This is a genomic window from Variovorax sp. LjRoot175, from assembly GCF_964253805.1.
Taxonomy (GTDB): Bacteria; Pseudomonadota; Gammaproteobacteria; order Burkholderiales; family Burkholderiaceae_C; genus Variovorax.
This window is the reverse complement of record NZ_CAXURY020000001.1, coordinates 3,124,161-3,138,891: the sequence shown is the minus strand read 5'-3', so window position 1 is coordinate 3,138,891 and position 14,731 is coordinate 3,124,161. Positions and strand designations below refer to the sequence as shown.

General features: G+C 64.9%; 14 protein-coding genes and 1 tRNA gene. 9 read left to right on the top strand and 6 right to left on the bottom strand.

From position 1 onward, the window contains the following. Positions 1-50 precede the first annotated feature (50 nt). Complete coding sequence (locus ACSQ89_RS15595; protein WP_436296211.1) at positions 51-584, top strand: DUF2514 family protein; 534 nt, start codon at positions 51-53, stop codon at positions 582-584. 160 nt (positions 585-744) lie between these two features. On the opposite strand, the gene ACSQ89_RS15590 is transcribed toward ACSQ89_RS15595, so the two are convergent. The 5 genes from ACSQ89_RS15590 to ACSQ89_RS15570 all read right to left on the bottom strand — a co-directional run bounded on the left by ACSQ89_RS15590 (position 745) and on the right by ACSQ89_RS15570 (position 4,709). Continuing rightward, positions 745-1,158 (bottom strand): hypothetical protein, encoded by a 414-nt coding sequence (locus tag ACSQ89_RS15590; protein WP_436296210.1) that lies wholly within the window; start codon positions 1,156-1,158, stop codon positions 745-747. 90 nt (positions 1,159-1,248) lie between these two features. Next, entirely contained in the window at positions 1,249-1,761 is a 513-nt protein-coding gene (locus ACSQ89_RS15585; RefSeq protein WP_436296209.1) for a type II toxin-antitoxin system VapC family toxin, read from the bottom strand. A 357-nt stretch (positions 1,762-2,118) separates the two neighbouring features. Beyond that, positions 2,119-2,195 (bottom strand) — tRNA-Pro (locus ACSQ89_RS15580). Between the two features lie 40 nt (positions 2,196-2,235). Continuing rightward, on the bottom strand, positions 2,236-2,940 hold the full coding sequence (locus ACSQ89_RS15575; RefSeq protein ID WP_436290190.1) for a glutathione binding-like protein: 705 nt from the start codon (positions 2,938-2,940) through the stop codon (positions 2,236-2,238). 83 nt (positions 2,941-3,023) lie between these two features. Continuing rightward, positions 3,024-4,709: an FAD-dependent oxidoreductase gene (locus ACSQ89_RS15570; protein WP_436290191.1), complete on the bottom strand. Its 1,686-nt coding sequence runs from the start codon at positions 4,707-4,709 to the stop codon at positions 3,024-3,026. 139 nt (positions 4,710-4,848) lie between these two features. Between ACSQ89_RS15570 and ACSQ89_RS15565 the strand changes: the two genes are divergently transcribed. The 3 genes from ACSQ89_RS15565 to ACSQ89_RS15555 are packed head-to-tail and all read left to right on the top strand — an operon-like array spanning position 4,849 to position 8,441. After that, positions 4,849-5,718 carry a GNAT family N-acetyltransferase gene (locus ACSQ89_RS15565; protein WP_093108891.1) on the top strand — a complete coding sequence of 290 codons (870 nt, stop codon included), beginning with the start codon at positions 4,849-4,851 and terminating at the stop codon, positions 5,716-5,718. Between the two features lie 12 nt (positions 5,719-5,730). Next, positions 5,731-7,968, top strand: a complete 2,238-nt coding sequence (gene ppk1 / locus ACSQ89_RS15560; RefSeq protein ID WP_436290192.1) for a polyphosphate kinase 1 — start codon at positions 5,731-5,733, stop codon at positions 7,966-7,968. 11 nt (positions 7,969-7,979) lie between these two features. Beyond that, complete coding sequence (locus tag ACSQ89_RS15555; protein WP_436290193.1) at positions 7,980-8,441, top strand: SixA phosphatase family protein; 462 nt, start codon at positions 7,980-7,982, stop codon at positions 8,439-8,441. A 3-nt stretch (positions 8,442-8,444) separates the two neighbouring features. Here the strand turns inward: ACSQ89_RS15555 and ACSQ89_RS15550 are convergent, their stop codons facing one another. Beyond that, positions 8,445-9,962, bottom strand: a complete 1,518-nt coding sequence (locus ACSQ89_RS15550; protein WP_093108888.1) for a Ppx/GppA phosphatase family protein — start codon at positions 9,960-9,962, stop codon at positions 8,445-8,447. Positions 9,963-10,211: 249 nt separating this feature from the next. Between ACSQ89_RS15550 and pstS the strand changes: the two genes are divergently transcribed. From pstS to phoU, 5 genes are read left to right on the top strand one after another with little or no spacing between them, the layout of a single operon-like run. Next, a complete protein-coding gene (gene pstS, locus ACSQ89_RS15545; RefSeq protein ID WP_436290194.1) occupies positions 10,212-11,249 on the top strand; it encodes a phosphate ABC transporter substrate-binding protein PstS in 1,038 nt (345 codons plus the stop codon). Positions 11,250-11,264: 15 nt separating this feature from the next. Then, on the top strand, positions 11,265-12,335 hold the full coding sequence (gene pstC / locus ACSQ89_RS15540; RefSeq protein WP_093108886.1) for a phosphate ABC transporter permease subunit PstC: 1,071 nt from the start codon (positions 11,265-11,267) through the stop codon (positions 12,333-12,335). Then, entirely contained in the window at positions 12,332-13,216 is an 885-nt protein-coding gene (pstA, locus tag ACSQ89_RS15535; RefSeq protein ID WP_093108885.1) for a phosphate ABC transporter permease PstA, read from the top strand. The genes pstC and pstA overlap by 4 nt, the downstream gene beginning before the upstream one ends. Before the next feature lie 5 nt (positions 13,217-13,221). Continuing rightward, positions 13,222-14,004, top strand: coding sequence for a phosphate ABC transporter ATP-binding protein PstB (gene pstB / locus ACSQ89_RS15530; protein ID WP_093108884.1), 783 nt, complete (start codon positions 13,222-13,224; stop codon positions 14,002-14,004). A 23-nt stretch (positions 14,005-14,027) separates the two neighbouring features. Beyond that, positions 14,028-14,729 carry a phosphate signaling complex protein PhoU gene (gene phoU / locus ACSQ89_RS15525; protein WP_093108883.1) on the top strand — a complete coding sequence of 234 codons (702 nt, stop codon included), beginning with the start codon at positions 14,028-14,030 and terminating at the stop codon, positions 14,727-14,729. Positions 14,730-14,731 lie beyond the last annotated feature (2 nt).

Below are 14,731 nucleotides of genomic sequence, written 5' to 3'. Positions count from 1 at the left end.
CGCCTGTGGCTCGACGCATGGGGCTGGCCCGACCTGCCGGAGCGCGATCAGTGAAAGCCATCTTCGGCGCGTTCAACATGATCCCTGGCGCGCTGTGGGCGCTGCTGCTGGCTGCCGCGGTGGGCTTCGGCCTCGTGAAGGAGGTCCAGGTGCACGCGGCGCGCGAGGCGACGGCGAACGTCCGCACGCAACTCGCCGACTACAAAGCCGCGGCTGCCGAGAGTGGTCGGCTTGCTGCGCGCGCGCGGCTGCTCGAGGTCGAACGCATCAATACCGAACAGAGAAAGGCAGTCGATGACGCTGCAAAAGAAACGCGCATTGCGCTGGGCGATCTTGCTACCGCTCGCGGTGCTGGTGACCGCATGCGCAAGCAAATTGCCCGATATGCCGAAGCCGCCCGCCGAGCAAATGAACGTGCCTCCGCTCTCGAGCGAAGCGCGGCAGGAGCCGATGCCGTCGGAGTGCTTGCCAACGTGCTCGGGCGCTGTAGCCAGCGAGTGGAATTCCTTGCTGCCTACGCTGACCGTGCCCGAATAGCCGGCAACGCTTGCGAGCGCAGCTATGACGCGCTGGGAGGCCCTTGATCCCTGCACTGCCAAGCGACTGGCAGGTTTGGGGCCCAGAGCTGCCTTTCAGAACACGGAATGGAAAGCCAGAAAGCAGTCGCTCAACGTTTGAGATCGGCCGCCCGCGGAGGCCGCAAACCGGGGCGGGTCGGCTGAAGCGAAGGGTTAGCACACAGTATCATTTACTCTTGCAAGAGGCGACGACCTCCAGATTCTCTCTATTGCTCCCCTTTAACATGCCGCTGAGCCCTTCGGTGCATTCCGTAAGCGATGCAGTCTCTAAGTCATAGAGGAAGCCAGCCGCTTTGTTTCGAAGGGTCGCACGGAACGGAAGTGCTTGAGACGCCGTGCTTTCGGTGCAGGCTGAAAACTTGTGGAAGTCTTTACCATCATCGCTTTTAAGCCAAAGCTTCAGGATGAAGGCGCATCCATCTGCAGTTGGAAACGTAAACTGTGCAGATACAACCCCATTCATGGGATTGCGTACTTGCAAGTAGCGTCCGGATGTGCCCCATAAGGAAGGCGGCGATGAGGTGCAGGCAGCGGCAAGGAACGATAGCGCGATGGCTGCGAGAGAGGCAAGTCGCTTCATAGGGGCCCATCGGTGTGATTGCTGGATGCTAACGGTAAAAATAACGGGCGGCCTTTAGGCCGTCCCTGTTGATTGCGTTGCTATGCACAATTACGGAAATGGCTCATCAATGCAGTACCACACACGCAGACCTTCACTCCTCGCAGCATCTGCAAGCTGTTTGTCAGCAGTAATGAGGATTGGCCTTGATTCGTTCTGAAACCTTGAAAAGTAATTCTTTTTCACCGATATAATTTGGAAGGCATCAGAAACATCAAGCTTGTGGCGCCGAGCTATCGTTTCAACCTCGGTGAATACAGTTCTTTCGCTAATCTCAACATCTTCTAATTCAATTGAGTCACAGGCTACGTAGGAAAACAGCTCATCACAAGCAGTAAGATACTGATCCTCAGATAGGGCTCTCCCTTTCCCGCTGTATTTATATTTGAGCAACCCAAGTACTTCGGCAAAGCAAATTGAAGTCGTGTAAAACACAGACTCACTTTCAAAGTACTTACGAAATTCGTCGCTTCCGGGTTCGTTCACGACCAACTTCGCAAGAGCGGAGGCATCAAGGTAATGAACTCTAATTAGATTCACACGGCCTCCCAAACGCAGGGGCATGACTTTGTTATCGGGCGACAGCCTTGCACAACTCGGAGGGCTGTCCCCTAACTCAACTCTACCGACGAACTCGAAACTCGCGGGCATTAAGTTTTTCCGTGCCTGACGCTGGGTTCAACTCGCGAATCTTTCAGACAAAAGCGCCAGCCGATTGATCATGACAGACTTTTCGGCAACTGAGGTTGCCAAGTGGCGGCTTCTGGCCGAGTGCCGGCACTTCGATCTATCCCAGCTTGTCGTCGGAACTTCTTCACGCGCGGGCCTGAAACGTAGACACTCGTCAAAAGCGTAGACAAACGGCTATCAAAGCAAAATGCCGGTAACGACGCTAAGTCATTACCGGCATTTACTTTTTCATGGTCGGGGCGAAAGGATTCGAACCTTCGACCCTCTGGTCCCAAACCAGATGCGCTACCAGGCTGCGCTACACCCCGACGAAGCCTGCGATTCTAGCCTGTGCGAAGCAGGCCTTTCTCAGCGCTTCGCGTATTGCGTCTTGCCAAAGAGGATTTCGCGCTCCTTGTCGCCGGTGATCGGCGTGCGCAGCTCGGCCAGCACCTTGACGCCGCGCTGCACCGCGGGCCGGGCAGCGATGCCCTCGAACCACTTCCTCAGGTGTGGGAACTCGGTGAGCACGATGCCCTGGTTCTCCCAGCTGCGCAGCCACGGGAAGATGGCGATGTCGGCGATCGAGTAGGTTTCGCCGGCGATGAACCGGTGGCTGGCCAGCTGCTTGTCGATCACGCCGTAGAGGCGCCGGGCCTCGTTGCTGTAGCGGTCGATGGCGTAGGCGATCTTCTCGGGCGCGTACATGCGGAAGTGATGCGCCTGGCCCAGCATCGGGCCGACGCCGCCCATCTGGAACATGAGCCACTGCAGCACCTCGTAGCGCGCGCGCTCGCCTTCGGGAAGAAACTGGCCGGTCTTGCCGGCCAGGTAGACCAGGATCGCGCCGGATTCGAACAGCGAGATCGGCTTGCCGTCCGGGCCCTCGGGATCGGTGATGGCCGGGATCTTGTTGTTGGGGCTGATCTTGAGAAAGCCGGCTTCGAACTGGTCGCCCTTGCCGATGTTGACCGGGTGCGCGCGGTAGGGGAGGCCGCACTCCTCCAGCATGATGTGAATCTTGTGGCCATTGGGCGTGGGCCAGGAATAAACGTCGATGGGAGCTTGAGACATGGACTGCGTTCCAGAGGAAAGAGACAGGGCCGGCCAGCATAGCGGCCGGTGGCTTTTCCTGCAGAACGCGGCCTGTTCCGGCCTCAGGCGGCCACGGCGCTCGGTGCCAGGTGCTTGTGGATCAGCGCGACCACGGCAGCGCCTTCGCCGATCGCGCCGCCCACGCGCTTGACCGAACCGGAGCGCACGTCCCCCACGGCGAACACGCCGGCGACGCTGGTTTCCAGCGCAGCCGCGGGCCTGGCAGGAAATCCCCCGCGCGCCGCTTCCCCGGTCAACACGAAGCCATGCTTGTCGACCGAGACGCCGCAGCCCTCGAGCCAGTCCGTTTCCGGCACCGCGCCGATGAAGAGGAAGATATTGCGCGTCGGGCATTGCTCTTCGTCGCCGGTGCGACGGCAGCGCCAGGTAGCCCCGTTCAATCCCGAGGCCGGGTCGCCGTGCAGGCTCACCAGCTCGGTATGCGGATGCAGCTCGATGTTGGGCGTGGCCTCGATGCGGTCGATCAGGTAGCGCGACATGGTGGCTGCGAGCGAAGGGCCGCGCACCAGCACATTGACCTTGGCGGCATGCTGCGACAGGAACACCGCGGCCTGGCCGGCCGAATTGCCGCCGCCGACCAGTGCCACCTCCTGCTGTGCGCACAGCTTGGCCTCCAGCGCCGAGGCCCAGAACCAGATGCCGCGGCCTTCGAATTCGGCCAGGCGCGGCACCTCGGGGCGGCGGTAGCGCGCGCCGCTGGCGATCACGACGGTTCGGGAACGCAGGCGCCGGCCATCGATGAGCTGGACCGTGAGCTCTCCCTTGGTATCGGCTTCGCTGCAGTCCATGGAGGCGACCTCGGCCGGGATCAGCATCTCGACGCCGAATTTCTGCGCCTGAACGAAGGCGCGGCCGGCGAGCGCGCCGCCGGAGATGCCGGTCGGAAAGCCCAGGTAGTTCTCGATGCGCGCGCTCGCGCCCGCCTGGCCGCCGAAGGAACGGCAATCGACCACGATCACGCGCAAGCCTTCGGATGCGGCGTAGACGGCGGTCGCGAGGCCGGCGGGGCCGGCGCCGACCACCACCACGTCGAAAAGCTCGTCGTGGTCGATGGTGTCGACCATGCCGAGGCAGCGCGCGAGTGCGTTGTCGGTCGGATTGACCACGACGGCACCGTCGGGACAGACCACGAGCAGTTCCGCCTCGCCGTACTGTTCGAGCAGTGCCGCCGCATCCGCGTCCTGCGTCGCGTCGACCACGTTGTAGGGATGGCCGTTGCGGCGCAGGAAGTTCTGCAGCCGCAGCAGCGCGGCCGACTGCGGCGGTCCGATCAGCACCGGCCCGCTGCTGCCCGATTCGATCAGGGCCACCCGGCGCAGGATCATCGCGCGGACCAGCCGTTCCCCGAGGTCGGCCTCGGCGATGATCAGCGCGCGCAGCTGCTCGGGCGGCACCAGCAGAGTCTCTACATCGTCCTCGGCGTGGCCGTCAACCAAGGCAGGGCGGCCGGAGAGTTGGGCGATCTCCGCCAGAAACTGACCCGGGCCCTGGCGTTCGATGGGCACCACGCGCCCGAGCCCGTCGCGCTGGGTGATCGCCACGATGCCGCGCAGCACGACGAACATCCCCGGGCCGGGCTCGCCGGCCCGGAAGAGGCAGTCCCCGCGCGCGTAGTGCCGCACGCTGCCGAAGCGCCTGATGCGCTCGATGCAGGCGGCGCCCAGCACGGGAAACATCTGATGACGGCGGGTCTCGACCTCGACCCTGACTTGGACTTCGGCGGCCATGAAAGAACTCCAGTTGGCGAAACGTCGGGATTAGACGCCGAAAGCAGGCGCCAATGGTTGCAAGTCACGCAACTGCCATCGGATTGACACGCGTGTTTCACCGCTGTCTCACAGACTCCGTCCGCAGAAAGGGTCTCGCATGAAAGAACTGCCCACGCCAACGTTTCCGTTCTCGCAGCTGGGACTGCGCGCCGCCCTGTGGCCGGCGCCGAACCCGGCCCGCGCACCGGCTTCGATTCCTGCAGTACCGGCTGCGGCAACCCCTGCCGCCGCCACCGAAGCCGGCGGCATCAGCGTGACCTGGGCACGGCACCAGGACGACGTCCGCGCGGCCCAGCGCCTGCGCTACGAGGTGTTTGCGGGCGAGATGGGTGCCCGCCTCACGACCCCGCTGGAAGGCCACGACATCGACCTGTTCGACGACTTCTGCGAGCACCTGCTGGTGCGCGAGCTGGCGACGAACCAGGTGATCGGCACCTACCGCGTGCTGACGCCGGCCCAGGCCCGGCGCATCGGCAGCACCTACAGCGACACCGAATTCGATCTGACGCGGCTGCGCGACTTGCGCGAACGCATGGTCGAGCTGGGCCGCAGCTGCGTCCATGCGGACCATCGCCAGGGCGGCGTGATCCTCGCGCTCTGGGGTGCGCTGGCCGGTTTCATGAACCGCAACAAGCTCGACACCATGATCGGCTGCGCCAGCATCCCGATGTGGCACAACGGCGTGACCAGCGGCGATGCGGCGGCCAGCATCTGGCGCCAGCTCTCGGCCACCCATATGGCACCGATCCAGTACCACGTGCAGCCGCGGCTGCCGTTGCCGGTGCATCGGCTCGACGGCGAACTCCAGATCGAGCCGCCCGCGCTGATCAAGGGCTATCTGCGGCTCGGCGCCAAGGTTCTGGGCCCGCCGGCCTGGGATCCGGACTTCAATACCGCCGACCTTCCGATGCTGATGCGCATCGAGGACCTGCCGGCGCGCTATCGAAAACACTTCCTGGGCAATTAAGACAGCACGGGAATGTCGTCATACAGTTGTCATGCAACTGTCACAACGGCGGTTGACACTGTCATGATTCCGTCTGCATACACTCCCGTGCCGGTTTCTCCAGAATTATTTTCCTTGTCGCCAGCCCTTTCCGACAGCGCGCCTGTCGCCGCTGAGCCGTCGCTGAGGCTGCTCGACCGCGACCACAGCATCCTGGCCTTCAACGAGCGGGTGCTCGACTGGGCCTATCGGCCCGAGGTGCCGCTGATCGAGCGCCTGCGCTACCTGTGCATCGTGTCGTCCAACCTCGACGAATTCTTCGAGGTCCGGACGGCGCCGCACCTGATCGCCAATGCCGCGGGCGACCGCAAGGGCAACTACACCGTGGAGTCCTTCGAGCGCTTGGCCGAGGTGGCGCATGCGCTGGTGGGGCGGCAGTACGCGCTCTACAACGACGAGCTGATCCCCACCTTCGCGGCCCAGGGCATCCACATCATTTCGCACGGCGAGCGCAACCCGGCGCAGCGCAAATGGGTGCACGACTACTATGAGCGCGAGGTCCAGCCGCTCTTGATTCCGGTGGGGCTGGATCCGGCGCATCCTTTTCCCCAGGTCGCGAACAAGTCGCTCAACTTCATCGTTCGCCTCTCCGGCAAGGACGCCTTCGGCCGCGAGAACCCGATCGCCATCGTCAAGGTCCCGCGCGTGCTGCCGCGCCTGATCCGCATGCCGGCCAAGGTGTCGGGCGGCAAGACGCTGTTCGTCGCGCTGTCGAGCATCGTGCGGGCCCACCTGTCCAGCATGTTTCCGGGGCGCGAGGTGGGCGAGTTCTCCCAGTTCCGCGTGACGCGGCACTCCGACCTGGCGGTGGACGAGGAAGACGTCAAGAACCTGCGCACGGCGCTGCGCCAGGGCCTGCAGCATCGCCACTACGGGCAGGCCGTCCGGCTCGAGGTCTCGGCCAGTTGCGCCGAGTCGCTGGCGAGCTTTCTGCTGGCCCAGTTCAACCTGCCGCCGCAGGCGCTGTACCGCGTGCGCGGCCCGGTCAACCTGGCCCGGCTGACGCAGCTGATCGACCTGCTGGAGGAGCCGCAGCTGCGCTTTCCGCCTTACCAGGCGTCCTACCCGGTGATGCTGACGCCGGGGCAGTCCTTCTTCGAGCGGCTGCAGCAGGGCGATGCCCTGATCCACCAGCCTTTCGAGAGCTTCGACGGCGTGCTGGCCTTCCTGCGCGAAGCGGTGCAGGACCCGCAGGTGCTCGCCATCAAGCAGACCATCTACCGCACCGGCACCGATTCCGAGCTCATGGACCTGCTGCGCGAGGCAGTTCGCCGCGGCAAGGAGGTCACGGTGGTGGTGGAGCTCAAGGCGCGTTTCGACGAGGAGGCCAACATCAACTGGGCCGAGATGCTCGAATCGATCGGCGCCCAGGTCGTCTACGGCGTGGTCGGCCTGAAGACGCACGCCAAGATGCTGCTGGTGACGCGCCGCGAGGGCAAGCAGATGCGCCGCTACGGCCATCTGTCGACCGGCAACTACAACCCGCGCACTGCCAAGCTCTACACCGACATCAGCCACCTGACCGCCGACCCCTTGCTGACCGCCGACATGGAGGCGGTGTTCGTGCACATGGCCAGCCAGAGCCGGCTGCCCAAGCTCCATCGCATGTGGATGGCACCCTTCGACCTGCACCGCAACATGATCGCCCGGGTCGATGCGCTCGCTGCCGCGGCGGCCGCCGGCGAGCCTGCACGCATCGTTGCCAAGATGAACGCGCTGACCGACGAGGCCCTGATCGCCGCGCTGGTGAACGCCGGCCAAAAGGGCGTGAAGATCGACCTGATCGTGCGCGGCGCCTGCACCTTGCCGGCGCGCGTGCCGGGCTTGACCGACAACATCCGCGTGCGCTCGGTGATCGGACGCTTCCTCGAGCATTCGCGCGTCTTCTATTTCCGCCGGGGCGAGGACGAATCCCTGTACCTGTCGAGCGCCGACTGGATGAACCGCAACATGCTGCGCCGCATCGAGCTGGCCTGGCCGGTGACCGATCCGGCGCTGCGCCAGCGGCTCATCGACGAATGCCTGGTGGCTTACCTGCACGACGGGCGGGATGCCTGGGATCTCGGCGCCGACGGCGCCTATCGCCGCGTCGATCTGCAGCCGGGCGCGGATGGCGCCGTCGTTCGCACCGTCGAGGCCCATGGCGCGCAGACCGCGCTGATGGTCCGCTACGCATCGCGAGGTCGCAGCCGCGCTGCCTCTCGGGAATGACGCAACAAGCCATGGATCTGATTTTTTGGCGCCATGCCGAGGCCGAGGACTGGACCGAGGGCTGCGACGACCTGCAGCGCTCGCTGACCCAGCGCGGCGAGAAACAGGCCAAGCGCATGGCGGCCTGGCTCGATCGGCAACTACCCGAGGGCACGCGCATCGTCTGCAGCCCGGCACGCCGCTGCGAGCAGACCGCGCTCGCACTAGGACGCAAGTACAAGCTGCGCAGCGAACTCGCGCCCGACACTACGGCGGATGCACTGCTGGCCGCGGCCGGATGGCCCAACGGCAAATCCGTGGTGCTGCTGATCGGGCACCAACCCTCGCTCGGCGAAGCCATTTCGCTGCTGCTCGGCCTCAAGCACGACAGCTGCCCGGTGCGCAAGGGTGCCGTCTGGTGGATCCGCACCCGCGAGCGCGACGGCGACGTGCAGACCGTGGTGGTCACGGTGCAGTCGCCCGAACTGCTCTAGGCGTCAGCAGCCCTTCAGCTCGAGCCGCCAGGCGGCCTTCTGCCAGGCCAGCACTTCCTCGCGCAGCAAGTGCGCGGATTGGGGGTAGGTCTCGGACCAGCCCGCACGGCACGCGATGGCGAAAAGCTGGCTGTTCGCTCGCCCCAGGCGCAGCCCCTCCAGATCCGGATCGCGTCGCGCATGGCACAGGATCACGGCCAGGCGCAGCGCCAGCAGTTGCGCGACGAAGGTCTCGTCGTTCAGAGAGGCCTCGATCTTGCGCAGCTTGCCGCGATGACCGAGCACCAGCTGGCTCAACCAGTGCATCTCGTTCACCGCGAAGCCCGGCGCGTCGGCGTTGTCCAGGATGTAGGCGCCGTGCTTGTGGTACTCGCTGTGCGAAATCTGGGCGCCGATCTCGTGCAGCTGGGCGGCCCAGCCGATCTTGCGCAGTGCTCGTCCGGCGCGGCTGGTGGTGCTGCCGCCGCGCGCGGCCGGCTCGAGCTGCAGGAACAGCGCAGCGGCGGTCTCGCTGACGCGCCGGACCTGCGCGGCATCGACCGCGAACCGGTTGGCCAGGCGCGCCACGGTGCTGGCGCGCAGATCGGCGACGCTCTCGTCGCGCTCGAGCAGCTCGTAGAGCACGCCATGGCGCAAGGCGCCCTGGGCCACCTTCATTTCCTCGATCTCGAGCAGGTCGAACACGGCGCGCAGCACGCTGACGCCGCCGCCGATCACGGCCTTGCGGTCCTCCCGCATGCCTTCGATGCGCAGGCGATCGGCGTTGCCGGCCTTGAGCAACCGGTCGACCAGCCAATCGAGCCCGTCGCGCGTGATCAGCCCCGGCTCGCCGCCGGCGGCCGCGAGCACATCGCCCACCGCGCCGATCGTGCCCGAGGCGCCGTAGGCCACGTCCCAGCGGTCCGGCACGTAGGTGGCGAGCGCGTCGTCCAGCACCGCCTTGGCGGCGATCTCGGCCGCCTTGAAGGCTGCGGTCGTGAACTGGCCTTCGGGGAAATGCTTCATCGACCATGCGACGCTGCCGACCCGGTACGACTCCATCACCTCGGCCTTCAGGCCTTGGCCGATGATCATCTCGGTGGAGCGGCCGCCGATGTCCACCACCAGGCGGCGCTCCCGGTTCGAGGCGTCGGTGTGGGGCACCAGGTGCGCCACGCCTTGATAGATCAGGCGGGCCTCTTCGCGGCCCGTGATGACATCGATGCCGAAGCCCAGAATGGTGCGCGCCCGCAGCAGGAATTCTTCGCGGTTGCGGGCTTCGCGCAGGGTCTGGGTGGCCACCGCGCGAACTTGCGAGCGCTTGAAGCCCGCCAGCCGCTCGCCGAAGCGGGCCAGCGCGTCCCAGCCGCGCTGCATCGCCTCCGGCGTGAGGTTGCGGGCGCTGTCGAGGCCGTTGCCTTGGCGAACGGTTTCCTTCAGGTACTCGGCGCGGTGGATCTGGCCGTGGTCGACCTGGCCGATCTCGAGCCTGAAGCTGTTCGACCCGAGATCGACCGCAGCGAGGCGGGTTCCGTTTTGCATGGTGAGGAGGAGATGGCGGGCCCCGATCGTAGCGTTTCGGCCGGCGCTGCCGCGCCAAGAGGGTGCCGCAACGAGCGCTCAAGGCTAGGCGTGGCGCATGACGATTGTGTGACAGCGTCACAGAGCGCAGGCCCCTGCGATGGGCGATTTCCCTCTGGAAAAGGGTGTCACACCGGTGTCACACAAGCTTCCTAGAGTCCCTGCCAAGCCCCCTGGAAGGGGTCCTCTGCACATCCAAAAGGAAGCTTCATGAAGATGACGTTCAAGTTTGCTGCCGCCGGCCTCGTCGCCGCGGCCCTGGCCCATGCTCCCGCTTTTGCACAAGAAGCCACCGGCGCCGGCGCAAGCTTCCCGGCCCCGCTGTATTCGAAGTGGGCCTCGGATTTCAACAAGGCCACCGGTGCCAAGATCAACTACCAGTCGGTCGGTTCCGGCGCCGGCATCAAGCAGATCGATGCCAAGACAGTCGATTTCGGCGCTTCCGATATGCCGCTGACCGACGACGACCTGAAGGCCAAGGGCCTGGTGCAGTTCCCCACCGTGATCGGTGGCGTGATTCCGGTGGTCAACATCCAGGGCATCAAGCCCGGCGAGCTCAAGCTCAACGGCCAGGTTCTCGGCGACATCTACCTCGGCAAGATCACCAAGTGGAACGATCCCGCGATCAAGGCGCTGAACGGCTCGCTGGCGCTGCCTGATGCGGCCATCGCACCGGTGCGCCGCGCCGACGGCTCGGGCACCACCTTCTTGTTCACCAACTACCTGAGCAAGGCCAACCCCGACTGGAAGGCCAAGGTCGGCGACGGCACGGCCGTCAACTGGCCCATCGGCGCGGGCGGCAAGGGCAACGAAGGCGTGGCCCAGTTCGTCAGCAAGCTGCCCAACTCGATCGGCTACGTCGAATACGCCTACGTCAAGCAGAACAAGATGACGTACGCCCAGATGCAGAATGCCTCCGGCAGCTTTGTTTCGCCGGACGATGACGCCTTCAAGGCCGCCGCTGCCGGCGCCGACTGGTCCAAGACCTTCTACCAGGTGCTGACCAACCAGCCCGGCAAGGACGCTTGGCCGATCACCGGCGCGACCTTCATCCTGATGCACAAGTCGCAGGACAAGCCGGCGCAGGCCACGACCACGCTCAAGTTCTTCGACTGGGCCTACAAGAACGGCGACAAGACCGCCGGCGACCTCGACTACGTGCCGATGCCTGACAAGGTGAAGGGCGTGATCGCGACCGCCTGGGGCGAGATCAAGGACGCGTCGGGCAAGCCCGTCGCCTTCAAGTAAAGCGGACCGGCGCGTATGAGCACTCCGCTCGAGCACGCGCCGCTTTCGGAGCGACCTGTGTCATCCACTTTTCCCGCTGCTTCCACCTCGCTCGAGCTTCCGGCCGAGCGTGACCGTGCGACCTCGAGCCCGCCGCCGGCCAAGAGGCCGCGCACTGGCGCCGCCACCGACCGCCTGTTCGGCTGGGCCGCCAAGGGCGCCGCGCTGCTGACCCTGGCGATGCTGATCGGCATCCTGCTGTCGCTGCTGGCCGGCGCCTGGCCCGCCATCTCGAAGTTCGGCTTGGGTTTCCTCACCAGCAGCGTGTGGGACCCGGTGCAGAACGAGTACGGCGGGCTGGTGATGATCTACGGCACGCTGGCCACCTCGCTGATCGCACTCGTGATCGCGGTGCCGGTGAGCTTCGGCATCGCGCTCTTCCTGACCGAGATGTCGCCGGCCTGGCTGAAGCGGCCGCTCGGCACAGCCATCGAGCTGCTGGCAGCCGTGCCCTCGATCGTCTACGGCATGTGGGGCTTGCTGGTGTTCGGGCCGATCCTGTCGACCTTCGTGCAGCAGCCGCTGCAGAAACTGTTCGACGGGGTTCCTTACCTCGGCGCGCTGGTGTCCGGCCCGCCTGTGGGCATCGGCATCCTGTCGGCCGGCATCATCCTCGCGATCATGATCATCCCGTTCATCGCCTCGGTGATGCGCGACGTGTTCGAAGTGACGCCGCCGCTGCTCAAGGAGTCGGCCTATGGCCTCGGCTCCACGACCTGGGAGGTGGTCTCCAAGGTGGTGCTGCCCTACACCAAGGCCGGCGTCATCGGCGGCATCATGCTCGGCCTCGGCCGGGCGCTGGGCGAAACGATGGCCGTTACCTTCGTGATCGGCAATACGAACCAGCTCAACTCGCTCTCGGTCTTCGAAGCCGCCAACAGCATCACTTCGGTGCTGGCCAACGAATTCGCCGAAGCCGGCGAGGGCCTGCACCAGGCTTCTCTGATGTACCTGGGCCTGGTGCTGTTCTTCATCACCTTCGTGGTGCTGTCGCTGTCCAAGATCCTGCTGCAGCAGATGAAGAAGAGCGAAGGAACCAAGTCATGAGCACCGCCGAACGCCTGCTGAGCGCCAAGGCGCTCGACGAAACGCGGGCGGCGAAGTTCGCCAGCCGCAAGCGCGTCAACTTCATCGCGCTCACGCTGTCACTCGCCGCGATGGCCTTCGGCGTGTTCTGGCTGATCTGGATCCTCTGGGAAACGCTGCGCCTGGGTGTGGGCGGCCTGGCGCTGGCCACCTTCACCGAAATGACGCCGCCGCCGAATGAATCGGGCGGCATTGCCAACGCGATCTTCGGCTCGCTCGTGATGGTGGCCCTCGCCACCTTCGTGGGCACGCCGATCGGCATCATGGCCGGCATCCACCTGGCCGAGTACAACCCCAAGAGCTGGCTCTCGAACGTCGTCCGCTTCGTCAACGACATCTTGCTGTCGGCGCCGTCGATCGTGATCGGCCTGTTCGTCTATGCGGTGGTGGTGGCGCGCTTCAAGTCCTTCTCGGGCCTGGCCGGCGCGCTGTCGCTGGCGCTGATCGTGATCCCGGTCGTGATCCGCACCACCGAGAACATGCTGCAGCTGATCCCGGCCGGCCTGCGCGAAGCGGCCTATGCGCTGGGCACGCCGAAATGGAAGGTCATCCTGAGCATCACGCTGCGCGCCGCGCGCGCCGGGGTGGTCACGGGCGTCCTGCTGGCGGTGGCGCGCATCGCGGGCGAAACCGCGCCGCTCCTGTTCACCGCGCTCAGCAACCAGTTCTGGACCTCGGACGTGACGCAGCCGATGGCCAGCCTGCCGGTGACCATCTTCAAGTTCGCGATGAGCCCGTACGAGAACTGGCAGCAACTCGCCTGGGCCGGCGTGTTCCTGATCACCGTTGCAGTGCTCGGCCTCAATATCCTCGCGCGGATCCTGACGCGCAACAAACTCTGAACATCATGCCAACCACCATCGCTGCACAGCCGTCGCGCGCCAAGATCTCGGTCAAGGATCTGAACTTCTATTACGGCAAGTTCCATGCGCTCAAGAGCATCAACCTCGAGATTCCCGAGAACAAGGTGACGGCCTTCATCGGGCCGTCGGGCTGCGGCAAGTCGACCTTGCTGCGCACCTTCAACCGCATGTTCGAGCTCTATCCGGAGCAGCGCGCCGAGGGTGTCATCGCGCTGGACGGGGAAAACCTGCTGACCTCCAAGCAGGACGTGGCGCTGATCCGCGCCAAGGTCGGCATGGTGTTCCAGAAGCCGACGCCGTTTCCGATGTCGATCTACGACAACATCGCCTTCGGCGTGAAGCTGTTCGAGAACCTGAGCGCCTCCGAGATGGACGACCGCGTCGAATGGGCGCTCAAGAAGGCTGCGCTCTGGACCGAGGTGCGCGACAAGCTGCAGCAAAGCGGCTCGGGCCTCTCCGGCGGCCAGCAGCAGCGCCTGTGCATTGCGCGCGGCATCGCGATCAAGCCCGAGGTGCTGCTGCTCGACGAGCCGTGCTCGGCGCTCGATCCGATCTCCACGGCGAAAATCGAGGAGTTGATCGCCGAGCTGAAAAGCGAGTACACCGTCGTTATCGTGACCCACAACATGCAACAGGCGGCGCGCTGCAGCGACTACACCGCCTACATGTACCTCGGCGACCTGATCGAATTCGGCGCGACGGAAGAGCTGTTCTTCAAGCCGAAGCGCAAGGAAACCGAGGACTACATCACCGGCCGTTTCGGTTAAACGTTACGGTTAAAGGAAGCACCATGACGGAAAAACATCTCTCCAGCCAGTTCGACAGCGAACTCAACGCCGTCTCCTCGCGCGTGATGGAGCTCGGCGGCATGGTCGAGTCCCAGATCCATCAGGCCGTCTATTCGCTGTCGCAGTTCGATTCCGAGGCGGCCGACCGCGTGATGGAAACCGAGCACCGCGTCAACGCGATGGAAATCGAGATCGACCGCGAGCTGTCCTCGATCATCGCGCGGCGCCAGCCGACGGCGCGCGATCTGCGCCTCTTGATCGCGATCTCGAAGACCACCGCCAACCTGGAGCGCGTGGGCGACGAGGCCAACAAGATCGCGCGCATGGTCAAGTCGATCATCGAAAGCGGTTCGGCGCGCGCCCTGCCTTCCACCGAGCTGCGCATCGCAGCCGATCTGGCCTCGGGCCTGCTGCGCAAGGCGCTCGACGCCTTCGCGCGCCTGGACACGGCCGCGGCGCTGTCGATCCTGAAGGACGACGACCTGATCGACAAGGAATTCGACGGCTTCGTGCGCAAGCTGGTCACCTACATGATGGAAGACCCGCGCACCATCTCGGCGAGCCTCGACCTGCTGTTCCTGGCCAAGGCGATCGAGCGCATCGGCGATCACGCGAAGAACATCGCCGAGTTCATCATCTACATCGTCAAGGGCGCCGACGTGCGGCACACTTCGATGCAGGAAATCGAATCGGCTCTTCAATAGGC

What these genes read in the sequence shown, in the direction of transcription:
- ACSQ89_RS15590 (WP_436296210.1), bottom strand. Translation starts at nt 1,158, where the DNA reads ATGAAGCGACTTGCCTCTCTCGCAGCCATCGCGCTATCGTTCCTTGCC.
- ACSQ89_RS15585 (WP_436296209.1), bottom strand. Translation starts at nt 1,761, where the DNA reads ATGCCCCTGCGTTTGGGAGGCCGTGTGAATCTAATTAGAGTTCATTAC.
- pstA (WP_093108885.1), top strand. Translation starts at nt 12,332, where the DNA reads ATGAGCACCGCCGAACGCCTGCTGAGCGCCAAGGCGCTCGACGAAACG.
- pstB (WP_093108884.1), top strand. Translation starts at nt 13,222, where the DNA reads ATGCCAACCACCATCGCTGCACAGCCGTCGCGCGCCAAGATCTCGGTC.
- ACSQ89_RS15555 (WP_436290193.1), top strand. Translation starts at nt 7,980, where the DNA reads ATGGATCTGATTTTTTGGCGCCATGCCGAGGCCGAGGACTGGACCGAG.
- ACSQ89_RS15575 (WP_436290190.1), bottom strand. Translation starts at nt 2,940, where the DNA reads ATGTCTCAAGCTCCCATCGACGTTTATTCCTGGCCCACGCCCAATGGC.
- ppk1 (WP_436290192.1), top strand. Translation starts at nt 5,731, where the DNA reads ATGTCGTCATACAGTTGTCATGCAACTGTCACAACGGCGGTTGACACT.
- ACSQ89_RS15570 (WP_436290191.1), bottom strand. Translation starts at nt 4,709, where the DNA reads ATGGCCGCCGAAGTCCAAGTCAGGGTCGAGGTCGAGACCCGCCGTCAT.
- pstC (WP_093108886.1), top strand. Translation starts at nt 11,265, where the DNA reads ATGAGCACTCCGCTCGAGCACGCGCCGCTTTCGGAGCGACCTGTGTCA.
- pstS (WP_436290194.1), top strand. Translation starts at nt 10,212, where the DNA reads ATGAAGATGACGTTCAAGTTTGCTGCCGCCGGCCTCGTCGCCGCGGCC.
- ACSQ89_RS15565 (WP_093108891.1), top strand. Translation starts at nt 4,849, where the DNA reads ATGAAAGAACTGCCCACGCCAACGTTTCCGTTCTCGCAGCTGGGACTG.
- ACSQ89_RS15550 (WP_093108888.1), bottom strand. Translation starts at nt 9,962, where the DNA reads ATGCAAAACGGAACCCGCCTCGCTGCGGTCGATCTCGGGTCGAACAGC.
- phoU (WP_093108883.1), top strand. Translation starts at nt 14,028, where the DNA reads ATGACGGAAAAACATCTCTCCAGCCAGTTCGACAGCGAACTCAACGCC.